Source organism: Methylobacterium iners (assembly GCF_022179305.1).
GTDB lineage: Bacteria > Pseudomonadota > Alphaproteobacteria > Rhizobiales > Beijerinckiaceae > Methylobacterium > Methylobacterium iners.
On record NZ_BPQP01000058.1, the window covers coordinates 1 to 24,209 of the forward strand.

The window sequence follows — 24,209 nt, forward strand, 5'->3', positions numbered from 1 at the left end:
TCGAAGTGTTCTCTCCTACCTCACGAAATCTCTTTCTGATCAAATGGCTAAAGCTTGGCGGGAACGCTGAGTATTCCGCAACCCTCAACCGGCGAACATCCGTTTTCCGACCACAAGCCTCAGTCTGCTTCTCACCCCGTCCGGACGTTGATCGGCAGCGTTCTACGCACGCATAAAGTCACTTTGAGGCAATCGAGTGAGTCGCGTTGAGTGTCCGCTTCACCGCCTCAATCGGCGGAAGCGGACGGGCCGCAATCGGCCACTTTGCGACGTCAGGCGGCCGACACCACGGATGTGGAGACTGAGCTGAGACGGACGATGTTCGTCGATGCAGGAGCACCCTCCACCCTGGTAGCCAAAAAATCGGAGACCCGTTGCGCGGCGCCCGCAACATGCCCGGGGGAGGGCCGCACGTAACGAGACGTAACGTCAGTGTTGTCCATCGCGTGGTTCAGCAGCAACTTGATGGTGTAGGGATCGACGCCTGCCTCCGCGCAGGCGGTCGCGTAGGTCCTGCGCAGGTCGTGCGGCCAGACGCAGGGGAAAGCCTTCAGCTCGCGCATGTTCCGCACGTGGCCGCACGCGCTATCCGCAGGAAAGACCCAAGGGCTGCCGGGGTGGAGCTGCTCCGTCGCCTTCCGCGCCTCGCCGAGGATCGCTCGCAACTGCTGAGTAAGCGGCAGGTCATAGGCCCGGGAGCGACCACCCTTAGGGTTCGGTTGGTTGAGCACATCCCCGCGCACGTCCCCCCACCGGATTGTCGCAGCGTCCGACATGCGCAAGCCGGTAAATAGCAAGAGCTTCCAATAGGACTGCCGGACCGGGTTCTCTAGTGTGAGGACCCTCTTCCACCAGCGAGGTAGGTCCTCCCAGGAAAGGACCCGGCGCGTGCCACGCTCCGCAAAGAACTCCACTGCCACGCACGGGTTGGCGGGTAGATCGTCAGCAAGGCGCTTGTCGGCGTAGTTGTAGATGGCACGAAGAAGGCGTGCGCCCTGGTTCGCCGCCGTCGGTCCAATGGAGCCCCACCCCTCGTGCCACGACCGGACCTCTCGGCGCGTGAGCGACCGTAGCTCGCGCTTGGCGTGAGGCGCGAGCATTTTGCGCCAGTTGTGCTCGTTAAGCGCAACGGTCTTGGGTGAGGCCTCCTTGCGGGCTAGCGCCTTCATGTACTCGGCGAAGGCGTCAGCGAGAGTCAGGCGGGCCCGCTCGGCAGCCTGCTGCTCCTCAACGATGTCGCGACCCTGACAGGCAGCGACCATGATCTCGACCGCCCTGGCGCGAGCATCGGCGACCGCGATCTCGTCAACCCGACCGAGTGTAACCTTACGCTGGCGACCGCTCACCCGGTAGTGGACGAAAAAGCTGCCGTGTCCAGTCTTGCCGCGATATGCGCCAAGACCCCGCGTCTCGTTGTCCCAGACTACTGCCTGCCCACACCCGTTCTCGGGAGTTACCAAGTAACGAGACAGCGTGGTGGCAGTGAATTTGAACCGTCGCATCGACGTCGCTCCGCTGTAGCAGCTATGGAGCGTGAGGCGTCAAGCTCCAGCAAGCGACGTACTGCGCGTAGCCGGATAAGCGAATACGTCGGTTACGTTTGGGACGTTTGGTCTAGCTGGGGGAAGCTTGAGGAAACTGTCATTTCCTGCTTGGGAAGCTGACGTTCTACCACTGAACTACGCCCGCGGACCGGGGCCTGGCCCGCGGTCGACGGCGTCGCGCCGCCGTCACGGCCGAGCATAGCGCAACGGGTTTCGGCTTGTCCACGCTCGCTTCGCGTTCACAAGGGCTCGGCTTTCCGCTAGCCTTGAAGGCACGCCGGGTCGGGGGCATGGCCCCGAGGTCCGCATCGCGCCGTGCCGCGCTGCCCGGCCGGCGACGCTCTCTCCCTCCCACCGACGCACCGGGTTCCAGCCTATGACGGCTCTCGCGCTACGATGAGCGACACCACTCAACCGAATTCGCCCGAGCGCTCGACGCGCCTCGTGCTCGCTTCCGCCTCGCCGCGGCGCCTCGCCCTGTTCCAGCAGGTCGGCATCGAGCCGGACGCCCTCCTGCCCGCTGAGGTCGACGAGACGCCGCTGCGGTCCGAGGCGCCGCGCGATCTCGCCCGCCGGCTGGCCCGGGCCAAGATCGCCGTGGCCGGGGAGGCGGCACGCCGCCGGGACGACATGCGGCAGGCCTTCGTCGTCTCCGCCGACACCGTCGTCGCCGTGGGCCGGCGTATCCTGCCGAAGGCCGAACTGCCCGAGGAGGCAGCCGATTGCCTGCGCCTGCTCTCGGGGCGCCAGCACCGCGTCTTCACCGCCATCTGCGTCCTCTCGCCCGGCGACCGCCGTCGCGAGCGCCTCGTCGAGACCCGAATCCGCTTCAAGCGCCTGACCTCCCGCGAGATCGATCGCTACCTCGCCTCCGACGAGTGGCGCGGCAAGGCGGGGGGGTACGCGATCCAGGGACTCGCGGGCAGCTTCGTCATCAAGCTCGTCGGCTCCTACAGCGCGGTCGTCGGGCTGCCGCTCTACGAGACCTTGAGCCTCCTGGAGGGCGAGGGGTTCCCCATCCACGATTCCTGGGGAGGGCCGCTGTGACGACGCCACCGCGCAAGGCCAAGGCCGATCCGTGCCCGATCTGCCGCAAACCCTCGCAGGCCGCCTTCGCCCCGTTCTGCTCGACCCGCTGCGCCGACATCGACCTCGGGCGCTGGCTGAGCGACCGCTACGTCATTCCCACCGAGGACGACGAGGCGGATCCACCACCGGGCGGCGGACGCGAAGGCGGATCCGATCACTGAGTAAACGGGCCGGCGATGAGGCTAGACAGGTCCTGGCCCACTCACTATACCCCGCCTCCTGCCAGCGCCGCACCCCGGCCCGGCGGATGCCCAGGTAGCTCAGTTGGTAGAGCATGCGACTGAAAATCGCAGTGTCGGCGGTTCGATTCCGTCCCTGGGCACCATCGCTCTCCTGAGAGCGGCCAGGCTCCCCCACATCGTTGCGAAGACGGGCGGCATCCCCGCGGCGGCTCACCTGCGCTCGGCGGGGACCGGAGGAACGGCGCCCGTCGCGTCGGGCTGAGCGGAGAGCTGGCGGCGCAGGTCCGCGAGCTTGGTCTGCTCCTCCGACAATTGCTGGCGCGTGAGGCCGAGCCTGTCCTCCAGGCTAGCGATCTCCTTGTTCCGGGCGGCCATGCTCTCGGTCAGCGTCGCGAACTGCGCTTGCGCCTCCGCCTCCTGCCTCTGCAGCTTCGCCAGATCGCTCGCCGAGGCCTCCCGCTCGCCCTTCAGCGTCCTCAGGGCCTGCTCGACCTGACCCCGCTCCGTGCTCGCCGCGGCGATCTCCTTCTGCGTTGCCCCTAGGGTGGCGCGCTCCTGCCCGACCTGCTGGTTCAGCTGCGCGAGCTCGGCCGTCAGCCGCTCGCGACTGGCGGTGAGGTCCGCCAGGGTCTGCTGGGCCTGCCTAGCCTCCGCCGCAACGCGGTCCCGGTCCGCCTCCGCCTGCGCGACGTCCTTCCGCGTTGAGGCCAGGGTCGCGCGGGCCTGCTCGAGCTGCCCGGTGGTCTGCGCAAGCTCGGACGACTGCCTCTCGCGATCGGCGTTGAGCCCCGCGAGCGCCTGCCGGAGCTGGTCGCGCTCGGCCGCCAACCGGTCGCGGTCGCCCCCGGCGCTGTCCAGCTCGCGCTGCGTCGAGGCCAGCGTCGTCCGCGCCTGTTCGAGCTGCTGATTGGTCTGCACCATCTCCCGCGTGAGCTTCTCGCCGTTCGCGGTGAGCGTCGCCACGGCCTGCTCTGCCTCGCGCTGCTGCCGCGCCGCCCGCTCGCTCTCGGCCGTCGCGATGGTGCGTTCGTTCTGCGCGGCGGCGAGCGCGTCGCTCGCCTCCCGCCGGCCCTGCTCGGCGCGGGCGAGGTCGGATGCCTTCGCGGCCGAATCCTGGCTGATCGCCGTCAGATCGTCGCGCATCTTGGCCGCGAGCGGGCGCGCGGTCTCGACCGTGCGGTCGAGCTCCGCCAGTTCTCCGGTGCGGCTCGCCAGGGTCTGCTCGGCCGACGTCGCAGCCTGCTGCGCCTGCGCGAGGCGCTCCTCGGCCTGACGGGCCTGGGCCTGAAGCTCCGCGAGCCGCCCCGTCTCCCGCGCCGCCGCCTTGGCCGCTTCGGCACCCTCCTGCTCGGCCTTGAGCTGGGCCTCCCTGAGCGCCGCCTCCTTGCCCTGCGCGAGCACCAGGGCCGCCGTGATCTGGAAGCTCCGCGACTCCGTCGCGGCGATTTTGTCCTGGAGCTCGGCGAGCGTCCCGAGCGCGGCGCGTTGCTGGGTCAGCTCGGATTGCAGGGCGATCTGGCTCGTCATCTGCAGCGTGAGCTGCTGCTCCAGCGCGTGGCGCTGGCGCGCGTGCACGAGGGTGACGATCAGCAGCCACACCAGCAGCACGGCGGCCACGACGCCGAGGCTCAAGGTCAGGGGGCGGCGGAGTTCGGAACGGATGTCGGTCGCCATGGCACGCCCTCGCTGGTGGCCTGTGAGCCGAGGGGTAACGCGAGGACGCCGCTCTTGTTCGAGGGGCGATCGATCGGGAATGCCGAGCGCGCGGGTGCGGGCCGCCCATCGACGCTCCCGCGACGGCAAAGTCCCCGATCCGACGCGGTCGGCCGCCGAGCCAGGACGGAGGTCGCGGCCCCACCGTGCCAGCGGTCGCAGGTCGTGATCAGGACAAGAAGGTTGCGATCCCCTCCGCGACTTGCGCCGCCTGGTTGCGGATGTCGGGCACGGCCGTGCACTCCCAGAACACGCCCCGGCCCAGCGGTCCGAGCGCCCACAGGCCCGGCGTGACGCCGCCCTCCCCCACCACCGCGAAGCCGTCCGTGAGCTGGAGCCCGAGCCCGTGCCGGTCCGGCCGCGCGAGGCCCGCGATGATCAACCGCTCGAGGAGCGGGCTGCTCGCCTGCTCGGGCGCCACCGTTCCGGTCGCATTGATCACCCGCTGCGCCCTGATCGCCTCGACCTCACGCCCATTCCTCGGGCGATAGCTGACGCTCGCCCCGTCCGGCGCGGTCTCGACCGACTGGATCCGGCCCGCGCGGACCTGCAGGTAGCCCCCCGCGATCATCGCCGCGATCTGCTGCCCCACCGGCGGTGCCATCCGATGGCGGTGGATGTCCCACCAGGGACGCGCATGGCGGAGGAAGCGGCGCTGCTCGGCCGCGGGCAGGCCTTGCCACAGCGCGAGGGTGATCGGCCGTAGGCTGTCGACCACGCTCCGCCAGGAGACGCCGGCCGCGCCCGCCGCCTCGACCTCGGACCGCAGGCGCCGAAGGAGCCAGGGCAGCGATCCGCGCGCCTCCCCGGACAGGGCCGGCCTCGGCCATGGCGTGGTCGCCCCGTGGATGAGCGGCAGCAGGCCGCGCCGCGAGATCGCGACGACAGGTCCCGAGAAGCGCGCGGCGTGGAGCTGGAGCGCGACGTCCACCATGGTCAAGCCGCTGCCGACGACGACGACGGGCTCGCCCTGGCGCAATCCCGTGGCGAAGGCGCAGGACCACGGATTGGCGATGTAGGGCCCGAGTTCGACCTGGACCGGCAGCCGGTTCCCCATGGCCAGCACTGCGCCGGCCACCCGATGCTGCCGGCCGCCGGCCAGGACGAGGCGGTATCCGCCGTCGTCGGGCAGAAGATCGACGACCTCGTCGCCCACGAGGATGAGGCGGTGCGATCCGGCCTCCTCGGCCAGGGCCGTCTGAAGCAGGGATGCGACATAGCGGCCGTAGAGGCCCCGCGACACGAAGGTGCCGGCCGGCGTCTCGTGGACCTGCGCCTCGTCGCCCGGCTCGCGCATCGCGAGCCAGTCGACGAAATGGTCCGGACGGTCCGGATAGGCGCTCATGTTGGCGGCGCGCACGTTGAGGAGGTGGCCCGGTTCGCCGGTGCCGTAGGCGGCGCCGTGGGCGAAGCGCCCGCCGCGTTCGCACAGGAGGATGGCCCGCGGCCCGATCCGCGCGAGGAGGTGCAGGGCCACCATGGTGCCGCTGAAGCCGGCGCCGATCACGGCGATGGGAAGCGGCGTTGCGCGCATGAAGACCCAATTCCTTCGAGCCTCGCCTACACCAACCGGCAGCTCGGAGCGACGGGGTTCGGGCCGCCGCGCCTCTAGGCGACGTTCGCCAATTCCCCCTCCCCGCCGAGGCCGGCGCGGACGGCCCGGCTCTGGGCGATGGCGGCGCGGGCGGCGGCGCGGCATGCCCCGAGGAGTCCTCCCGCCTCGCGGCCGGCGAGCGCGGCCTCCTCGCAGGCGCGGCAGGCTTCGGACAGGGTGATGAAGCCGAGCATGCCGGCCTGCGAGACGAGGCGATGAAGCCCCGCGGCGATCTCCGGCGTGATCGCGGCCGAGGCCTCGTCGCCGAGCAGCACGGTGGAGACCTGATCCTCGAACATGCGCAGCCAGGCGCCGACCTGGGCCTCGCTGGCCAGCGCGATCAGCTCGTCCAGGGTCCCGCGGTCGAGCGCCTCGCCCCTCGGCACCGGCCCGGCCTCGGCGGGCGTCTCGGCCGGCAGGTTCGGGAGGCAGCGCGCGATGGCGGCGAGGAGGTCGGGCCTCCGGAAAGGCTTTCCGACATGCTCGTCCATGCCGGCCCGGCGCAGCACGGAGATCTGCTCGCCCAGCACGTTCGCCGTCAGCGCGATGATCGGGATGCGTCCCTTCGGTCCCGGCAGCTCGCGGATGCGCGCGGTGGCGGCGAGGCCGTCCATGATCGGCATCTGGACGTCCATCAGCACGAGGTCGTAGGCGCCCGCCTCGACGGCCTCGACCGCAGCCGCGCCGTCGCCGACCACGTCGACCCGGTGGCCCGCGCTCACCAGGATCGCGCAGGCGATCTCCTGGTTGACCTCCAGATCCTCCGCCAGAAGGATCGATGCCGGCCGGAGCACGGCGGGGGCGGCCGCGTCGGCGGCGGCCTCCCGGTCCTCGGCCGTCCCCTCGGGCAGCGTCAGGCTGAAGGAGAAGGTCGAGCCCTGCCACGGCTCGCTCGTGACCGTGATCGTCCCGCCCATCATCTCGACGAGGCGCTGAGAGATCGCGAGGCCGAGGCCGGTGCCGCCGAATTCCCGGCGGATCGAGCCGTCGACCTGGCTGAAGCGCTGGAACAGGCGGTCGAGCTTGTCGGCCGGGATGCCGATGCCCGTATCCATGATCGACAAGGCGATGCGCTCGCCCTCGGCGGCGCTGCCCTGCGAGGTCAGGCGGACGGTGACCGAGCCCTCGCGGGTGAACTTGATGGCGTTGTTGACGAGGTTGAGCAGGATCTGGCGCAGGCGATCCTCGTCGCCGACGAGCCAGGCCGGCACCCCGGCATCCGCCTCGAACTTCAGGGCGAGGCCCTTCGCGTCGGCCTGTCCCCTGACGATCGAGAGGGTGTTGTCGGCGAGCGCCCGCGGCGAGAAGGTGCGGGGCTCGAGCATGATGGCACCGGCCTCGACCTTCGAGAAGTCGAGCACGTCGTTGACGACGGTCAGCAGCGCGTTGCCGGAACTCTGGATCAGGCCGACCTGGCGGGTCAGGTCCGGCTGAAGGTCCCGCCGGTCGAGGATCAGCCCGGTGAAGCCGATGATCGCGTTGAGCGGCGTGCGGATCTCGTGGCTCATGGACGCCAGGAAGTCCGACTTGGCCTGGCTCGCGGCGACGGCCTGCTCGCGGGCGCGCTCGGCCTCTTCGGCCGCCAGGCGCTGCGCCTCGGCGTGCCGATGCTGGACCGTGATGTCGCGGACGATGCAGAGCAGGTGCTCGGGCCGGTTGCGGCGGTCCTGCATGAAGGTGACGAGCACCTCCAGCCACTGGCCCGGCCCCGTCTCCGACGGACAGAAGACGCGAAGCGGCGCAGGGGTCTCCTCGCAGGCCTGCAGCATCGCGGACGTCAGGTCCGCGTGGCAGGCGGCGGGAAAGAGCGCCGGCAGCGTCCGACCGCGCACGGCGGCCTGATCGGCCGGGTCGGCCAGCCAATGGGGCGGCCGACTCGCGAACTCGATGCGCCCGTCCGGCGCCACCACGATGATGACGTCGGGGCTGTTCTCCAGAACCTTCTCGGTGAGGGCGGCGGCCTTCTTCAGTTCCTGGGTCCGCTCCTCGACGCGCTGCTCCAGCGCCCGGTTGTTCGAGGCGAGCGCGGCGTCGCGCGCGGTCAGGTCCGAGAGCAGGAGCTGGAGCGATTCGCTGAGGGCGTTGGCCTCGGAATAGCCGCCCAGCGGGATCGGCACCCCCTTCTCGCCCCGGCGATGACGCTCGGCGAAGGCGACCAGCGAGCGCAACGGCCGCGTCGCAAGCTTGGCCAAGGCCCAGCCGAGGAGCGCGAAGGGCAGCGTCAGGGCGCAGCCCCAGAGGAAGATGGTGCGGCTGAGCTCCGCGACCGGCGCGAAGGCCCGCTCCGCGGGCTGGCGGACCAGCACGGTCCAGCCGAGATTGCCCTCGTCGCCGCTCATCGCGCCGCTGGCGCCCAGCAGGTAGGTGCCCTGCCCCGCCCAGGGGCCGAGGACGTGGCCGCTCGTGCCGTTCGCGATGGGGCCGGCGAGCCGTTGCGCGACGACCGGATCGAGACGCTTGCCCACGATCTCGGCCGATCCGAGCAGGATCTCGCCGGCGCTGCTGACGATGAGCGCCTCGACGCCGGGCCGCCGGCTCTCGAGGGGCGCCAGGATGGAGCGCTCGACCTGGCGCGCCCAGCTCCAGCTGAGATGCCCGCCGAGCACGCCGACGATGGCGCCGCCCGCGTCGCGCACGGGCGCCGCCACGTCGACGAAGCGCAGCGGCTCGCCGCCCGGGAGCGGCGGAAGCTTCTTGGCGAGCAGCACCGCCTCGTGCACGTCCCCGAGGAACGATCCCGACAGGGCGGCGCGGAACCAGGGGCGCGCGGCGACGCTCTCGCCCTCCAGGATGCCGTCGCTCGCCGCCCGCAGGACGCCCTTGGTGTCGGCGAAGCCGATCCAGGCGTAGTCCGGGTGCGAGCTCTGGACCGCGTCGAGCCAGACCCGCCAGGTCTGCGCCGAGGGCTCGACGGTCTGCGCCATGTCGGCCAGCGTCCGGACCAGGCGCCGGTGATCGCGCAGTTCGGCGCTCAGGCGCGAGCGCAGATAGCCGGAATAGTCGGCGAGCTCCTGGCCGATCCGGTCCTGCAGCTGAGCCGCGGCGATGCGCTCGGCCGTGGCGCTGGCGGCGACCGCAAGGCCGAGCGCCAGCACTCCGAAGAGTGCCGCCAGGGATGCCTGCAGACTGATTGGCCTCCACATCACCTTACGCGGCCCTTAGCAATCGAAAGTCGGGCCGGATGGCCGGTGAGAGGAGCCATTCAGGCGGCTGCCGTGGATGGCTGGAGGGGCGCGTCGTGGAGGAAGTGCGGCGCGTCCCCGGACGGGAGGGCGCGGTCCGTCACGACCCGGTTCCGCCCCCTCGCCTTCGCCTGGTACAGCGCCGCATCCGCGCGATCGAGGGTCGCCTTGATGTCCGTCGCCTCGGACTCGAACTCGGCGATGCCGATGCTGACCGTGAAGCGGATCTCCTGCCCGTTCGATTGGACCGGAAGCGCCGCGAGCTCCGCGCAGATCCGCTCCGCCACGATCTCGGCGGAGACGAGGCCGGTCTCGGGGAGCAGGACCGCGAATTCCTCGCCGCCGAAGCGGCCGAAGACGTCGCTGGGGCGAAGGGTGGCGGTCAGGTGTCCGGCGAGCGCCCGCAGCACGGCATCGCCCCCGGCATGGCCGTAGGTGTCGTTGACGGCCTTGAAGCGGTCGGCGTCGATCATCAGGAGCGAGACCGGCCGCTCGTAGCGGCGGGCGCGGGCGAGCTCCGCGAGCGCCCGGTCGGTGAAGCTGCGCCGGTTGAGCGCGCCCGTGAGCGGGTCCGTCGAGGCGATCGCGACGAGCCGCTTGGTGTAGCCGGCGATGCGGCGCACCATCGGGCGGAAGATCCCGAAGGCTTCGGCGAGCAGGGTGAGGAGGACGACGAGGAGCGAGACGTTCTGGATGCGCTGCAGGAGCTGGAGCTGCTCGCGGCTGGTGCGCTCGTGCTCCCGCACGACCGCGTCGAGGCGCCCGAGCAGCGGCTCGCGCGCCGCCGCGTAGATCGGCGCGAGGGCGGCGGGCATCGCCGGGTCGTTCCAGGCCATCTCCTCGACGGCCCGGGCCTTGGCGATGAACTCGCCGACCTGGGCGTCGAGGGAGTGTTCGCCGCCGAAATAGAGCGCCTGGAGCTGCGGCGTCGAGGCGGGCGGAAGCTGGAGCTCCGCATCGCCCTGCCGCAGGCGGGCATGCGAGAGAGCGAACTGGTCGATGGAGGCGCGCAGGGCGGCCCGGGCGCTCGCATCGCCCGTCGACCATTGGCCGGCCAGGCCCGCGATCCGCTGCGAGAGCATGCGCTGCCGGCCGCTGATGTTGAGGACCGAGGCGGCCCCCTGGTGCTGGTCCAGGACCTGATGAAGGGTCAGGTGCGAGGCGAGCGACATCAGCGCGACGAGCACCAGCGCCGTGACATAGGCCACGGTGAGGGAACGCCCGGATAGTTCGGTCATGACGACGCGGCTCCGCCCAAGGACTGACGGCGATGCTAGCGCGTGGACCTCTTGTCTTTCTTAACGGGCGCGACCGTCATCCAACTCTCTCTTGCGGGCCTCGGGCGGCGATCGGCTTCGAGATAGGCCGGCTCACGAAGGGCGAGCCGGCGGCGAGGAAGCGCCAGGGCGTCTCGGCGGCGCGGCTGATCCCGATCCGTCGGTCTGCCTGGACGGACGGCACCGTCTCGCGCCCGGTCACCCGGAAGGGCGGCGAATCGAGGGGCAGCCCGTCATGGGCTCGCGTCACGCCGAGCGCCTGGCAGAGGCGCCCGGGCCCGGCGCAGAGCAGGCGCGTCCGGGCGACGCCGCGGCGGGCCTGCATGGCTTCGAGGCCCTCCCCCGGCTCGATCGCCCGGATCAGGACGGCGCTGCCGGGCTCGCAGACGAGGTTCAGGCACCAGTGCATGCCGTAGGAGCGATAGACGTAGGCGTGTCCCGGCGGCCCGAACATGCTGGCGTTGCGTCGGGTCGGGCCGCGGAAGCTGTGCGAGGCCGGGTCGGTGCGGTCGTAGGCCTCCGTCTCGACGATGGGGCCGCCGACGCCGTCGACGAACAGGAGGCAGCCGATCAGCGCCTCCGCCACCAGCGGCGCGGGTCTGGCGAAGAAGGTCGCATCGAGGCCGCGGCTCACGGGACCTTCGCGGGGGGTTGGACGAGGCGCCGGGCCTGCGCGACGCCGTCCGGCCCGAGGTCGAGGGCGAGCTGTGCGGCGCGCTCCACGAAGGCCCGCGTCGTCAGTCCCTCGCGCCGCGCCGCTACCGCGACCGCGCGGCCGAGATCGGGGGCGATGGCGATGGGCACCGTGCGCTCGGCGGGCGGCGCAGGCGGGGGCGGCGGCGCCAGCGCCTCGACGGGCAGGCCGAGCGCCTGCCGCCGCCCCTTCGCGGCGAGCCGGTCGGCCCGCTCGTTGCCGGCCTCGCCGGCATGGCCGCGGACCCAGGTCCAGCGCACGTCGCGCGCCGCGGCCAGTTCGTCGAGGCGCTGCATCAGGTCGACGTTCTTCACCGGGCCCGTCGCGGTCCGCCAGCCCCGGGCCTTCCAGCCCCGCATCCATTCGGTGACGGATTTCACGACGTATTGGCTGTCGCAGCGCATCTCGATCGCCGCACCTTCGGGGAAATGCGCCAGGGCGTTGATGGCCGCCGTCAGCTCCATCCGGTTGTTCGTCGTGGCCCGCTCGCCCCCGCAGAGCTCGATCGTCCCCTCGGGGCCCACGATGACCGCGCCCCACCCGCCGGGACCGGGATTGGGGTCGCATCCGCCGTCGGCATAGACGATGGTTCGCATGGGGCTCGTGACCTTCGGAGATCTGGATCGCAATCGAGAGCGATATGGCGGGGAATTTGAGCAGAATCGACGTGAAAAACTGCACGGTCGTGTTGATCATGGGCATGATCATGATCACGGCCTAGCAGCGGGGCCGACGTTCAATCCCGCTTGCTGAACGGCATGGCGCTTGCGACAACGGCGTCACGATCAATGGGATAAAAATCTATGGTGGCGTCGTCGTTCCTTCGGTCTGCCGCAACGCTCGCTTGCGTCGGCGGTGCAATTCTCCTCCCGATCGTGCCGTCGACCGCTCAGGCCCAAAGTACCCTGCGGATCGCCATGACGAGCGCGGACATCCCGCGCACCCTGGGCCAGCCGGACCAGGGCTTCGAGGGCAACCGCTTCACCGGCCTGACGATGTACGACGCCCTGACGATCTGGGACCTGTCCTCGGCGGACAAGCCGAGCGCTCTCCTTCCCGGCCTCGCCACGGAATGGGCAGTCGACGCCAAGGACACCACTAAGTGGGTGTTCAAGCTGCGCCCCGGCGTCGTCTTCCATGACGGCTCGGCCTTCGACGCGGAGGCCGTCGTCTGGAACGTGCGCAAGGTGCTCGATTCGAAGGCACCGCACTACGATGCGAGCCAGGTCGGCGTCACCGCCTCGCGCATGCCGACCCTGCTCGGCGCCCGCAAGATCGACGACCTCACGGTGGAGCTGACGACCAAGGAGCCGGACAGCTTCCTGCCGATCAACCTCACCAACCTGTTCATGGCGAGCCCCGCCCATTGGCAGAAGCTGTTCTCCGCCGCGAGCGGTGCGGACGATGCGGCCAAGGCTTCGGCCGCCTGGGCGGCCTTCGCCCGCGACGCCTCCGGCACCGGCCCCTGGAAGATGACGGGGTTCCGTCCGCGCGAGCGTCTCGAGCTCGCCCGCAACGAGGCCTATTGGGACAAGGCCCGGGTGCCCAAGGTCGAGCGGATGGTGCTGCTCCCGATCCCCGACGCCAACGCCCGCACCGCGGCGCTGCTCTCGAACCAGGTCGATTGGATCGAGGCGCCGGCCCCCGACGCGATCCCGCAGATCAAGTCGCGCGGCTTTCAGATCACCGCCAACGAGCAGCCCCATGTCTGGCCCTGGCAGTTCTCGCGGATCGAGGGCTCGCCCTGGAACGACGTGAACGTGCGCAAGGCGGCCAATCTCTGCATCGACCGCGAGGGCATGCGCGACGGGCTGCTCGGCGGCTACATGGCCCCGGCCACCGGCACGGTCGAGGCCGGCCATCCCTGGCGCGGCGAGCCGACCTTCAAGATCCGCTACGACCTCAAGGAGGCCCAGCGCCTGATGAAGGCGGCGGGCTTCTCTGAGTCGAAGCGCATCACCGTGAAGACGCAGACCTCCGCCTCGGGCTCCGGCCAGATGCAGCCGCTGCCGATGAACGAGTACATCCAGCAGGCGCTGGCCGAGTGCTACTTCGACGTGAAGCTCGACGTCATCGAGTGGAACACCCTGTTCACGAACTGGCGCCGCGGCGCAAAGGACGCCTCGGCCAACGGCGCGCACGCGGTGAACGTCACCTTCGCGGCGATGGACCCCTTCTTCGCCCTCGTGCGCTTCCTGCAATCGGGCATGGCCCCGCCGGTCTCGAACAATTGGGGCTTCATCAACGAGCCGCGCTACGACGAGTTGATCAAGACGGCGCGCCAAAGCTTCGATCCGCCCGCCCGCGACGCGGCGCTCGCCAAGCTCCACGCCGCCGCGGTCGACGACGCGGCCTTCCTCTGGGTGGCGCACGACGTCGGGCCGCGCGCCATGAGCCCCAAGATCAAGAACTTCGTCCAGCCCAAGAGCTGGTTCGTCGACTTCTCGCCGATCACGATGACGCCGTGATCGTCTCGCTGACCGGATCGGGCACGCTCTTCCCTCCCCCCTCCGCGGGGGGAGGTTAACGCGATGCTCGCCTACGTCGCGAAGCGCCTGCTCTACGCGGTCCCCGTCGTCTTCAGCGTGGCCCTCGTCTGCTTCCTGCTGGTGCATCTCGCCGGCGACCCGCTCACCTCCGTCCTGCCGCCGGACGCCTCGGCCGAACTCGCGGCGCAGCTCAAATCCGCCTACGGCTTCGACAAGCCGCTGCCCGTCCAGTTCGGCCTCTGGATCTGGAAGGCCCTGAACGGCGACCTCGGCACCTCGATCGCCACGGGCCGGCCGGTGCTCGACGAAGTCCGCAACGCGGTCGGGCGCACCTTCATCCTCGCCGCCACGGCGGCCTGCCTCGGCTTCCTCGCCGGCGGTTTCCTCGGTCTCGTTGCGGGCTATTATCGCGACACCTGGGTCGACAAGCTCGCCACCGGCCTGGCGCTCGCCGGCGTCAGCGTGCCCCATTACTGGCTCGGCATGGTCCTCGTGATCGTGTTCTCCGTCCAGCTCGCCTGGCTGCCCGCCGTCGGCAGCGGGCCGGGCGTCTGGGCCTGGGACCTCGAGCACCTGCGCTACCTCGTCCTGCCCGCGGTGACGATGGCGGTGATCCCCATGGGCATCATCACGCGCACCGTGCGGGCGCTCGTCGGCGACACCCTCTCCCTCGACTTCGTCGACGGCCTCAGGGCCAAAGGCCTGCGCGAACGGCAGGTCTTCGTCCACGTCGTCAAGAACGTCGCGCCGACCGCCATCGCGGTGGCGGGGCTGCAGCTCGGCTACCTGCTCGGCGGCTCGATCCTGATCGAGACCGTGTTCTCCTGGCCCGGGACCGGCCTTCTCCTCAACTCCGCGATCTTCCAGCGCGACCTGCCGCTCTTGCAGGGTACGATCCTGGTGCTCGCCCTGTTCTTCGTCGCCCTGAACCTCATCGTCGACGTCGCTCAGGCGGCGATCGACCCTCGCATCCAGCGGTCCTGAGATGACGGCCGGAATCGAGACCCTGGGCGCCATCGCCCGCGCCGAGAAGGCCCCGGGCTACTGGCGGACCGTCGGCGGCCGGCTCCTGCGCGATCCCTTGAGCATGATCTGCGCGCTGGTGCTCCTGGCGATCCTGCTCTCGGCGCTGTTCGCGCCCTGGCTCGGCCTCTCGGATCCCTACCAGGGTTCGATGATCCGGCGCCTGAAGCCCATCGGCACGCCGGGCTACCCGCTCGGCACGGACGAGCTCGGACGCGACATGGTGGCGAGGCTCATCTATGGCGGACGATTGTCGCTGCTGATCGGCATCCTGCCCGTGGTCAACGCCTTCGTGATCGGCGCCTGCCTCGGCATCCTCGCCGGCTACGCGGGCGGGGCGACGAATTCCGCGATCATGCGCACCATCGACGTGTTCTACGCCTTCCCCTCGGTGCTGCTCGCCATCGCGATCTCGGGCGCGCTCGGGGCCGGCATCCTCAATGCCGTGGTCTCGCTCACCGTGGTGTTCGTGCCGCCGATCGCCCGGGTGGCCGAGAGCGTCACCACGAGCGTGCGCAGCCTCGATTTCGTCGATGCCGCCCGGGCTTCGGGCGCAGGCGCGCTCCGGATCATGCGGGTCCACGTGCTCGGCAATGTCGTCGGGCCGATCTTCGTCTACGCCACCAGCCTGATCTCGGTCTCGATGATCCTCGCCGCCGGCCTCTCCTTCCTCGGCCTCGGCACCCGCCCGCCCGAGCCCGAATGGGGCCTGATGCTGAACACCCTGCGCAACGCGATCTACGCGCAGCCCTGGGTCGCGGCGCTGCCCGGCGCCATGATCTTCGCGGTCTCCGTCTGCTTCAACCTGTTCAGCGATGGGCTGCGCTCGGCCATGGATATCCGCCGCTGATGCTCGCTCCCGCTCCCGATCGCGGCGGACCCGCCCAGCCGCTCCTCGAGGTCCGCGGCCTCACGAAGCACTTCAGGGCGCGGACCAAGCCCTTCGCGCCGCCCAAGGTGGTTCGCGCCGTCGACGGCATCTCCTTTTCGGTCGCCAAGGGCGAGACCGTGGGGGTGGTCGGCGAGTCGGGCTGCGGCAAGTCCACGGCCGCCCGCCTCCTGATGCACCTGATGCCGCGCGATGCCGGCGACATCCTCTACGACGGCGAGCGCGTCGGCAGCACGCTCCCCTTACGCGACCTGCGCCGGCGCATGCAGATGGTCTTCCAGGACTCCTACGCCTCGCTCAACCCGCGCCTGACCATCGAGGACTCGATCGCCTTCGGGCCGACGGTGCACGGCGTCCGCGACGCGGCCGCACGGAACCTGGCGCGCGACCTCCTGCGCCGCGTCGGGCTCGAACCGAACACCTTCGCCGGGCGCTACCCGCACGAGATCTCGGGCGGCCAGCGCCAGCGCATCAACATCGCCCGGGCGCTGGCACTCGGGCCCAGCCTCGTCATCCTCGACGAGGCCGTCTCGGCGCTCGACAAATCCGTGGAGGCGCAGGTCCTCAACCTGCTCGTCGACCTGAAGACCGAGCTCGGGCTGACCTTCCTGTTCATCAGCCACGACCTCAACGTGATGCGCTTCATCTCGGACCGCATCCTGGTCATGTATCTCGGCGAGGTCGTGGAGATCGGGCCCGTCGAGAGCCTGTGGGCCGCCCCTCGCCATCCCTACACGGCCGCGCTCATCGCAGCGATGCCGACCCTGGACCCCGACCGGCGCACCATGACGGCACCGATCGCGGGCGACCCGCCGAGCCCGATCGACCCGCCATCGGGGTGCCGCTTCCACACCCGTTGCGTCTTCGCGGAGGGCGTCTGCGCGAAGGTGCATCCGGTTCTGGCGGAGGTCGGTCCGGACCATCAGGCGGCCTGCCTGATGGCGATCCCGGGCTCCGGGCATTCGGGGGCAGCGGCATGAGCAAGGTGGACGCCATCGATCTGCGCGCATCCCCTCTCCCCGCCCGGCGGGGAGAGGGCCGTGTCCCCCCCTTGTCGGGGAGCACGGCGAGGCGGCAGCCGAGGGTGAGGGGGTATAGCCGGAGGAGCCACTTCCGGAGAGACCCCCTCACCCTCGCTCCGCTCGCTTCATGCACGACAAGGTGCATGAAGCCCTCTCCCCGCCTGGCGGGGAGAGGGGGAATGCGCTCATGACCACCCCTATCCTCACCATCGACGACCTCAACGTCCGCTTCTCGGGCCGCCGGACCGTCCACGCCCTGAACGGCGTCAGCCTGTCCCTGGCGCCGGGCGAGGTGATCGGGCTCCTCGGGGAATCCGGTTCGGGCAAGAGCGTCACCTTGCGCGCCCTGATGCGGTTGATGCCGCGGCACGCGCAGGTCTCGGGCAGCGTCGAGGTCGCGGGCCAGGACGTGCTTGCGATGAAGGATGCCGCGCTGGCCCGCTATCGGGGCCGCACGGTCTCGATGATCTTCCAGGAGCCGGGGCTTGCTCTCGACCCCGTTTACACGATCGGCCACCAGATCGCGGAATCCGTCGCCAATCATGAAGGCGTGTCCATGATCGCGGGCCGTGCCCGCGCCCTGGAGATGCTGGAGCGGGTGCGCATTCCCTCGGCCCGGACCAGGCTCGACTCCTATCCGCATGAGATGTCGGGCGGCATGCGGCAGCGGGCGATGATCGCGCTGGCGCTGGCCTGCCGCCCGCAGGTCCTGCTCGCCGACGAGCCGACGACGGCGCTCGACGCCACGGTGCAGATCCAAATCCTCCTTCTCCTGCGTGAGCTGCAGCAGGAACTCGGCATGGCGGTGATCTTCGTGACCCACGACATCGGCGTCGCCGTCGAGATCTGCGACCGGATCGCGGTGATGTATGCCGGCCGCATCGTCGAGACCGGGACGCTGCGCGAGGTCGTGCGCGATCCGCGCCATCCCTACACGCAGGGCCTCCTCTCCGCGACCGTCCACGGCGCGACGGGGCGCGGGCGGCTGAAGACGATCCCCGGCGCGCCGCCGAGCCTCGACCGGGCGCCGACCGCCTGCAGCTTCGCCCCCCGCTGCGACCGGGCGGTCCCGCCCTGCCGCGAGGCGGTGCCGCCCCTCTACGCGATATCGCCGGAGCGGGGCGCCCGGTGTATCTTCGCGCGCGAACCCGAACGCGCGGAGACCATGGCTTGACCTCGAATAACGTCAGCAACGCGCCCGGCCTCGATGCCTATTGGATGCCGTTTACGGCCAATCGGCAGTTCAAGGCCGACCCGCGCATGATCGTGGCCGCCGACGGTATGTACTACACCGCCGCCGATGGCGGACGCGTCCTCGACGGCACTGCCGGGCTCTGGTGCGTCAATGCGGGGCACGGGCGCCGTCGGATCGCGGAGGCCGTCGAGCGCCAGCTCGCGACGCTGGACTACGCGCCCTCTTTCCAGATGGGCCATCCGGCGGCTTTCGACTTCGCCGAGCGCCTCGCCGCCATCGCGCCGGGCGGCCCCGATGCGCCCCTCGACCGGATCTTCTTCACGGGCTCGGGCTCCGAATCCGTCGACACCGCCCTGAAGATCGCTCTCGCCTATCAGCGCGCCATCGGCCAGGGCACGCGCACGCGGCTGATCGGACGGGAGCGCGGCTATCACGGCGTCGGCTTCGGCGGGATCTCCGTCGGCGGCATCCTCAACAATCGGCGCGTCTTCCCGACCCTGCCCGGCGTCGACCACCTGCGGCACACCCACGACCCGGTCCGCAACGCCTTCGCCAAGGGCCAGCCCGAGCACGGGGCCGAGCTTGCCGACGACCTCGAACGGCTCGTCGCCCTTCATGGTGCGGATACCATCGCCGCCTGCATCGTCGAGCCGGTCGCCGGGTCCACCGGGGTGCTGATTCCGCCCAAGGGCTACCTGGAGCGGCTGCGGGGGATCTGCGACCGCCACGGCATCCTCCTCATCTTCGACGAGGTCATCACCGGCTTCGGCCGACTCGGGACGCCCTTCGCGACCGAGCGCTTCGGCGTGCGGCCCGACCTCGTCGCCACCGCCAAGGGGCTGACGAACGGGGTTATCCCGATGGGCGCGGTCTTCGCGTCCCGCGCCGTCCACGACGCCCTGATGCACGGCCCCGAACCCGCCATCGAGCTCTTCCACGGCTACACCTATTCCGGGCATCCCGTCGCGGCCGCGGCCGGCATCGCGACGCTATCGATCTACGAGGATGAGGGTCTTCTCACCCGGGCGGCCTCCCTGGAGGAGGATTGGGCGGCGTCGATCCATGACCTGCGCGGCACCCGCCACGTCATCGACCTGCGCAACCTCGGTCTGATCGCCGGCATCGAGCTCGAACCCAGGCCCGGCGCGCCGGGTAGCCGCGCCTATGACGTGTTCGTGGATTGCTTCCGCCGTGGCCTGCTGATCCGCGTGACCGGCGACATCATCGCTCTGTCGCCCCCGCTGATCATCGAGCGCGGGCAGATCACCGACGCGATCAGCCTGCTCGCCGAGGCCATCGAGCGCGCGGCCTGAGGCGCGCGACCACGGTATCCTACGCCTCTGATCGTCGGTTGGACCGAAGCGAACTTGGAGGTTCGGGGCGGCATCGGTTGAGGCCGACGAACGAACAGGCCCGCTGGATGTCCGCCGAGATGCGTGGCTTGCCTATGGATGAGGCAGATGCGCACGAAGGAGGCAGAAAGGCCGCCTGAGACGGCCTTTCGCCGGTCGGTTCCCAGTGGCATGCGAAATGCTCTCGCGTCTGAGCCACCCGAGGCCGCGATCCCCATCGGTTCCCTCAAGCGTCGCGTCGTGAACGGACAAGAGGCATGGAATGACAAAGTACAAGCTCGAGTATCTCTGGCTCGACGGCTACACCCCGGTGCCGAACCTGCGAGGGAAGACGCAGATCAAGGAGTTCGAGAGCTTTCCGACCCTTGAGCAGCTTCCGATTTGGGGCTTCGACGGCTCCTCGACGAAGCAGGCCGAGGGCGGCAGCTCCGATTGCATGCTGAAGCCGGTCCGCCACTTCCCCGACAGCACCCGGAAGAACGGCGTGCTCGTCATGTGCGAAGTGATGATGCCGGACGGCGTCACCCCTCACGCCTCGAACAAGCGCGCCACCATCCTCGATGACGAGGGCGCTTGGTTCGGCTTCGAGCAGGAATACTTCTTCTACAAGAACGGCCGACCGCTCGGCTTCCCCGAGACCGGCTATCCCGCGCCCCAGGGGCCCTATTACTGCGGTGTCGGCTATTCCGAGTCCGGCTCGATCGCTCGAAAGATCGTCGAGGAGCATCTCGACCTCTGCCTCGACGCTGGCATCAACCACGAAGGCATCAACGCCGAGGTGGCAAAGGGCCAGTGGGAGTTCCAGATCTTCGGGAAGGGCTCCAAGAAGGCGGCCGACGAGATGTGGGTGGCCCGCTACCTGCTGCAGCGCCTCTGCGAGAAGTACGAGATCGATGTCGAGTACCATTGCAAGCCGCTCGGCGACACCGATTGGAACGGCTCGGGCATGCACTGCAACTTCTCGACGGCGTTCCTGCGCGAGACCGGCGGCAAGGCCTATTTCGAGGCTCTGATGGCGGCCTTCGAGAAGAACCTCGAGGATCACATCGCCGTCTATGGTCCCGACAACCATCTGCGCCTGACGGGCAAGCATGAGACGGCGCCGTGGAACAAGTTCTCCTATGGCGTGGCCGATCGCGGCGCCTCGATCCGCGTGCCCCACAGCTTCATCAAGAACGACTACAAGGGTTACCTGGAAGACCGCCGCCCCAACTCGCAAGGGGACCCCTACCAGATCGCGTCGCAGGTTCTGAAGACGATCTCCTCGGTTCCGACCGAGAGCTACGCGTCCAAGGCGGCGTAAGTTGCGAGCGCCTCTCCTCCCCCTTGCGGGGAGGAGCTGGAGGTGGGGGTGGCTGGGCGACCCTGTGTCGAGGCCAGCGAAACCACCCCCACCCTCGATCCCTCCCCGCGGGGGGAGGGAAGAAGAAGGCTCCGCTCCGGCGGGGCCTTCTCGTTTCTGCCGGCGCTAGCCGATCCCTTCGAACAGCGCCGACGAGATGTAGCGCTCGGCGAAGGAGCAGGCGACGGTGACGATGCGCTTGCCCTGGAACTCCGGCCGAGAGGCGAGTTCGAGGGCCGCGGCGACGTTGCCGCCCGTTGAGATGCCGCCGGGGATGCCCTCAAGCCGCGCCAGCTCGCGGGAGGTCTCGAAGGCCGTCTGGTTCGTGACCGTGAGCACGCCGTCGAGGACCGACTTGTGCAGGTTGTCCGGGATGAAGCCGGCGCCGATGCCCTGGATCTTGTGCGGGCCGGGCTGGCCACCGGAGATCACCGGCGAATCCACCGGCTCGACGGCGAAGACCTTCAGGTTCGGCAGCCGCGGCTTCAGCACCTCGCCGACGCCGGTCACGGTGCCGCCGGTGCCGACGCCCGCCACGAAGGCGTCGAGCTGGCCCTGCGTGTCGTTCCAGATCTCTTCCGCCGTGGTCTTGCGGTGGATCTCCGGGTTGGCCGGGTTCGAGAATTGCTGCGGCATCACTGCACCCGGGATTTCGGCGAGCAGCTCCTCGGCCTTGGCGATGGCGCCCTTCATGCCCTGCGGACCGGGGGTCAGGGCGAGCTCGGCACCGAGGAAAGCAAGCATCTTGCGCCGCTCGATGGACATCGTCTCCGGCATGACGAGGATCAGACGGTAGCCGCGGGCGGCCGCGACGAAGGCCAGCGCGATGCCGGTGTTTCCCGAGGTCGGCTCGACCAGCGTGCCGCCGGGCTTGAGCTTGCCGGAGACCTCCAGCGCGTCGATCATGTTGACGCCGATGCGGTCCTTGACGCTCGCGATCGGGTTGAAGAATTCGAGCTTCAGCAGGATCTCGGCGTCGACGCCGCGCGCCTTGGTGATCCGGTTCAGCCGGACGAGGGGCGTGTTGCCGATGGTCTCGGTGATCGAGCCGTAGATCCGGCCGTGGCCCGGCTGACGGGAGGAGGCTGAGGTAGCGTCGGCCATAATGAGCGGGCTCCTGGTCGGCTTGGGTCCGTACGGGTCGACGACCCGCAGCGAGGCGGCGCGGGACATCGGCCCGGCCGCCGTGATAGGGCGGCCGGGTTATCGCGTCGGCAGGCTCAAGGCAATCATCGCCGGGGCGAATGCAAGGCTAATCTTCTACAGAACCTTGGACATCGGCGCTGCATAGAAGCATCATGTTCTATGGGAACGGGTAAGGAGAAGTTTCTTCTTGCAGGGTCGGAGGGTCTGCCGGCGGCAAGGGCTTGATCTCCGCGCCAGCCCCTCGCCAGGCCTCGACGAAGCGCTCGGCCATGCGTTCCACGCTGAATTGCGCCTCGATCCGCTGGCGACCCAGCACTCCGATCCCTCGCCGATCCGCCTCGCTGAGCACGGCGAGGCTCGCCAGCGCCGCCGCGAGCGCCGCGGGATCTCGGGGCGGGACGAGCCGGCCGAGGCTGCCGAGGATGGCTTGCGCGTCGCCGACCCGCGTCGCGACGGGGACGAGACCGGCCGCCATCCCTTCGGCGACGGCGTTGGAGAAGCCCTCACCGAAGGCGGAGGCGGACACGACGATGTCGCCGGCCGCATAGATGCGCTCAAGGTCGTCGCGACGCCCGAGCGCCGTCGCGTTGGCCGGGAGCGTCAGCGTCTCCGTGCCTGAACCGACGAGGAGAATCCGGATTGCCGGCGTCCGCGTGGCCGCGGCCAGCAGAGTGGCGTGGTCCTTCATCGGATCGAGCCGCGCGGCATGCACGGCGACGATTGCATCCTCCATTATGCCCAAAGCGGCGCGTAGAGCCGCGCGCGCCGCCGGATCGGGCCGGAAGCGCGAGGCATCGATGCCGTTCGGAATGACGGCGCTCCGCCGCGGCCGGTACCCGCGTCTGCGATGGAAATCCGCACCGGCCTCGCTGTTGGCGACCACGAGGTCGGGCCATCCCGACAACAGCCGTCCGATCGCGAGGAGGCGTCCATAGCGGGCATCGTCGATGTCGGAGTTGCGCAGGCCCCAAGCGAGGCGGGTGGCGCGACGGCCCCCGGCAAGGCGGTGGGCGGCGGCGGCGAAGAGGTCCCCGTGGTAGAGCCAGCCCTGGACCATGGCCGGCCGCAGCCGGCGGATGAGCCGCGCGAGCCGCAGCACGGAGGACGCCGGTCCGATGAGGCCGGACGGCGCAACTTCGTGGACGGGAACGCCGAGCCGTTCCAGGGCGGCTCGGTTCGGACCGCCCGGCGTGAGGCTCACCACGTGCTGGGGCAGGCCCCGGGCCTGCAGCGCGCCGCACAGGGCGACGAGCATCGTCTCGGCCCCACCGGTGCGAAGTCCGGAGATGACGTGGAGGATGGGCCGCGCTTGGCTCACGCCAGGCTGAATCCGGCCGACGAAACCCTCAGGTCCGAAGAAGGGCCGTCAGCACGACCAGCAGGGTCGCGAGCACCGGGCTCGCCAGCGCGAGCAGGGCTGCCCCGGCATGGACGGGACGCGGAGCCGTGTAGTGAGCCTCTTCCTGGGCGGTGGCACGCAGGGCCGCGCCGGTCGACCAATCCAGAACCGCACTCATCCCGCGCTCCGTTCCCCTGCCTGAGGCCAGGAAGCGCGCGACGGGTTGAAGGAGCGGTGAATCCGCGGCGGTTGCCGCGGATCGTGCTCAATGGAGGCTTAACGGCCGGAGGGACGACGCGACGTCCCGGGATGCGGCTCGGGAGGCCCGGCCGCGATGCGGCACCGCCATCGTCCGCGAACCGCGGCACGAGGCCTAGAGCGCGCGGTCGAACCGAAGCTCGCCCTTCTGGCTCTTGATGACGAGCTGCGAGCCGACGATGTCCCACTGCCCCGCCGTCCGCAGGGCGATGAAGAAGTCCTGCTCGAGGCTGCCGAGGCCCTTGTCGCAGGACTTCTTCGTGAGGGCGAGCGGGCCCACCGCCAACTGCTGATCGCGGAGCGGGAAGGCGGTCGCGGCGAAGGTGTTGCAGCCGCCATAGCCGCGGGCGCGGTATTGCTTGTCGATGATGAAGCTCGGGCGGTCGGCACCGTTGAATTGCTTGCCGTTGAGGCTCACCGCGGTCCAGGTCGCGTCGAGCGGGAAGATCTTTTCCTGCGGCTTCGTCGCCGGGATATACTGCTTTTTGTCGGGCTTCTCGCGGGCATCCCGGCCGAAGCCGGTCACGCCCTGAGCCTGCACGCTCGTCACCGCCGAACCGGCCGCGATGGCGCAAGCCACCGCCGCGAACACGATCGCCCTCATTGTCTGGCCCCCTTCTCGCGCATGCATCGCGTTGGTCGTGACGGGTACAAGGTCCGTCGCAGCGTCAGTGAGCGCCAGACCTTCGTCCATTCCGTCAAAGCCGCCCATCGGATAAGATTCCAGCACAAATATGGTCAAGGGCGCGGCGGCGAGGTTTTCCGGTTGTCCCGTGCCGCATCGCGGAGCTCGGCATTCCGAAGCATCGTTCAAATGAACGATCCTGTGCGGGGCGCCGTTGTCCGCATGATCACCGCATGCACGAGGGAGAAAGCCGT

General features: G+C 69.9%; 20 protein-coding genes and 1 tRNA gene. 10 read left to right on the forward strand and 11 right to left on the reverse strand.

What is annotated here, in order from left to right; genetic code table 11:
* Positions 1-272: 272 nt before the first annotated feature.
* A complete protein-coding gene (locus MFF55_RS17560; RefSeq protein WP_238245400.1) occupies positions 273-1,502 on the reverse strand; it encodes a tyrosine-type recombinase/integrase in 1,230 nt (409 codons plus the stop codon).
* Positions 1,503-1,940: 438 nt separating this feature from the next.
* Here MFF55_RS17560 and MFF55_RS17565 point away from each other — a divergent pair, with 438 nt between their 5' ends.
* The 3 genes from MFF55_RS17565 to MFF55_RS17575 all read left to right on the forward strand — a co-directional run bounded on the left by MFF55_RS17565 (position 1,941) and on the right by MFF55_RS17575 (position 2,958).
* Positions 1,941-2,591 carry a Maf-like protein gene (locus MFF55_RS17565; protein WP_238245401.1) on the forward strand — a complete coding sequence of 217 codons (651 nt, stop codon included), beginning with the start codon at positions 1,941-1,943 and terminating at the stop codon, positions 2,589-2,591.
* Positions 2,588-2,794 (forward strand): DNA gyrase inhibitor YacG, encoded by a 207-nt coding sequence (gene yacG / locus MFF55_RS17570; RefSeq protein ID WP_238245402.1) that lies wholly within the window; start codon positions 2,588-2,590, stop codon positions 2,792-2,794. The genes MFF55_RS17565 and yacG overlap by 4 nt, the downstream gene beginning before the upstream one ends.
* Before the next feature lie 88 nt (positions 2,795-2,882).
* Positions 2,883-2,958, forward strand: a tRNA-Phe gene (locus tag MFF55_RS17575).
* A gap of 67 nt (positions 2,959-3,025) precedes the next feature.
* On the opposite strand, the gene MFF55_RS17580 is transcribed toward MFF55_RS17575, so the two are convergent.
* The 6 genes from MFF55_RS17580 to rnhA form a co-directional block, all read right to left on the reverse strand.
* On the reverse strand, positions 3,026-4,489 hold the full coding sequence (locus MFF55_RS17580) for a chromosome partitioning protein ParA (RefSeq protein WP_238245403.1): 1,464 nt from the start codon (positions 4,487-4,489) through the stop codon (positions 3,026-3,028).
* A gap of 208 nt (positions 4,490-4,697) precedes the next feature.
* Positions 4,698-6,062, reverse strand: coding sequence for an FAD/NAD(P)-binding protein (locus tag MFF55_RS17585; RefSeq protein WP_238245404.1), 1,365 nt, complete (start codon positions 6,060-6,062; stop codon positions 4,698-4,700).
* Positions 6,063-6,136: 74 nt separating this feature from the next.
* Complete coding sequence (locus MFF55_RS17590) at positions 6,137-9,265, reverse strand: ATP-binding protein (RefSeq protein ID WP_238245428.1); 3,129 nt, start codon at positions 9,263-9,265, stop codon at positions 6,137-6,139.
* Between the two features lie 59 nt (positions 9,266-9,324).
* On the reverse strand, positions 9,325-10,542 hold the full coding sequence (locus tag MFF55_RS17595) for a GGDEF domain-containing protein (RefSeq protein WP_238245405.1): 1,218 nt from the start codon (positions 10,540-10,542) through the stop codon (positions 9,325-9,327).
* Between the two features lie 76 nt (positions 10,543-10,618).
* Complete coding sequence (locus MFF55_RS17600) at positions 10,619-11,215, reverse strand: DNA-3-methyladenine glycosylase (RefSeq protein ID WP_238245406.1); 597 nt, start codon at positions 11,213-11,215, stop codon at positions 10,619-10,621.
* Positions 11,212-11,871 (reverse strand): ribonuclease HI, encoded by a 660-nt coding sequence (gene rnhA / locus MFF55_RS17605; protein ID WP_238245407.1) that lies wholly within the window; start codon positions 11,869-11,871, stop codon positions 11,212-11,214. The genes MFF55_RS17600 and rnhA overlap by 4 nt, the downstream gene beginning before the upstream one ends.
* 207 nt (positions 11,872-12,078) lie before the next feature.
* Between rnhA and MFF55_RS17610 the strand changes: the two genes are divergently transcribed.
* From MFF55_RS17610 to MFF55_RS17640, 7 genes are all read left to right on the forward strand, one after another.
* A complete protein-coding gene (locus MFF55_RS17610; RefSeq protein ID WP_306421457.1) occupies positions 12,079-13,743 on the forward strand; it encodes an ABC transporter substrate-binding protein in 1,665 nt (554 codons plus the stop codon).
* A gap of 63 nt (positions 13,744-13,806) precedes the next feature.
* Positions 13,807-14,748, forward strand: a complete 942-nt coding sequence (locus MFF55_RS17615) for an ABC transporter permease (protein WP_238245409.1) — start codon at positions 13,807-13,809, stop codon at positions 14,746-14,748.
* 1 nt (position 14,749) lies between these two features.
* Positions 14,750-15,637 (forward strand): ABC transporter permease, encoded by an 888-nt coding sequence (locus tag MFF55_RS17620; RefSeq protein ID WP_238245410.1) that lies wholly within the window; start codon positions 14,750-14,752, stop codon positions 15,635-15,637.
* Positions 15,637-16,656: an ABC transporter ATP-binding protein gene (locus MFF55_RS17625; RefSeq protein WP_238245411.1), complete on the forward strand. Its 1,020-nt coding sequence runs from the start codon at positions 15,637-15,639 to the stop codon at positions 16,654-16,656. Before MFF55_RS17620 ends, MFF55_RS17625 begins: the two co-directional genes overlap by 1 nt.
* Positions 16,657-16,885: 229 nt before the next feature.
* Positions 16,886-17,872, forward strand: coding sequence for an ABC transporter ATP-binding protein (locus MFF55_RS17630; RefSeq protein WP_238245412.1), 987 nt, complete (start codon positions 16,886-16,888; stop codon positions 17,870-17,872).
* A 44-nt stretch (positions 17,873-17,916) separates the two neighbouring features.
* On the forward strand, positions 17,917-19,206 hold the full coding sequence (aptA, locus tag MFF55_RS17635) for an omega-aminotransferase AptA (RefSeq protein ID WP_373874827.1): 1,290 nt from the start codon (positions 17,917-17,919) through the stop codon (positions 19,204-19,206).
* Positions 19,207-19,507: 301 nt separating this feature from the next.
* Entirely contained in the window at positions 19,508-20,548 is a 1,041-nt protein-coding gene (locus tag MFF55_RS17640; protein WP_238245414.1) for a glutamine synthetase beta-grasp domain-containing protein, read from the forward strand.
* A 165-nt stretch (positions 20,549-20,713) separates the two neighbouring features.
* Here MFF55_RS17640 and cysK read toward each other — a convergent pair whose 3' ends face one another.
* The 4 genes from cysK to MFF55_RS17660 all read right to left on the reverse strand — a co-directional run bounded on the left by cysK (position 20,714) and on the right by MFF55_RS17660 (position 23,934).
* Positions 20,714-21,691 (reverse strand): cysteine synthase A, encoded by a 978-nt coding sequence (cysK, locus tag MFF55_RS17645; protein ID WP_238245415.1) that lies wholly within the window; start codon positions 21,689-21,691, stop codon positions 20,714-20,716.
* Positions 21,692-21,890: 199 nt separating this feature from the next.
* A complete protein-coding gene (locus tag MFF55_RS17650) occupies positions 21,891-23,051 on the reverse strand; it encodes a glycosyltransferase (RefSeq protein WP_238245416.1) in 1,161 nt (386 codons plus the stop codon).
* Positions 23,052-23,079: 28 nt separating this feature from the next.
* Positions 23,080-23,250, reverse strand: a complete 171-nt coding sequence (locus tag MFF55_RS17655) for a hypothetical protein (protein WP_238245417.1) — start codon at positions 23,248-23,250, stop codon at positions 23,080-23,082.
* A gap of 195 nt (positions 23,251-23,445) precedes the next feature.
* Complete coding sequence (locus MFF55_RS17660; RefSeq protein ID WP_238245429.1) at positions 23,446-23,934, reverse strand: META domain-containing protein; 489 nt, start codon at positions 23,932-23,934, stop codon at positions 23,446-23,448.
* Positions 23,935-24,209 lie beyond the last annotated feature (275 nt).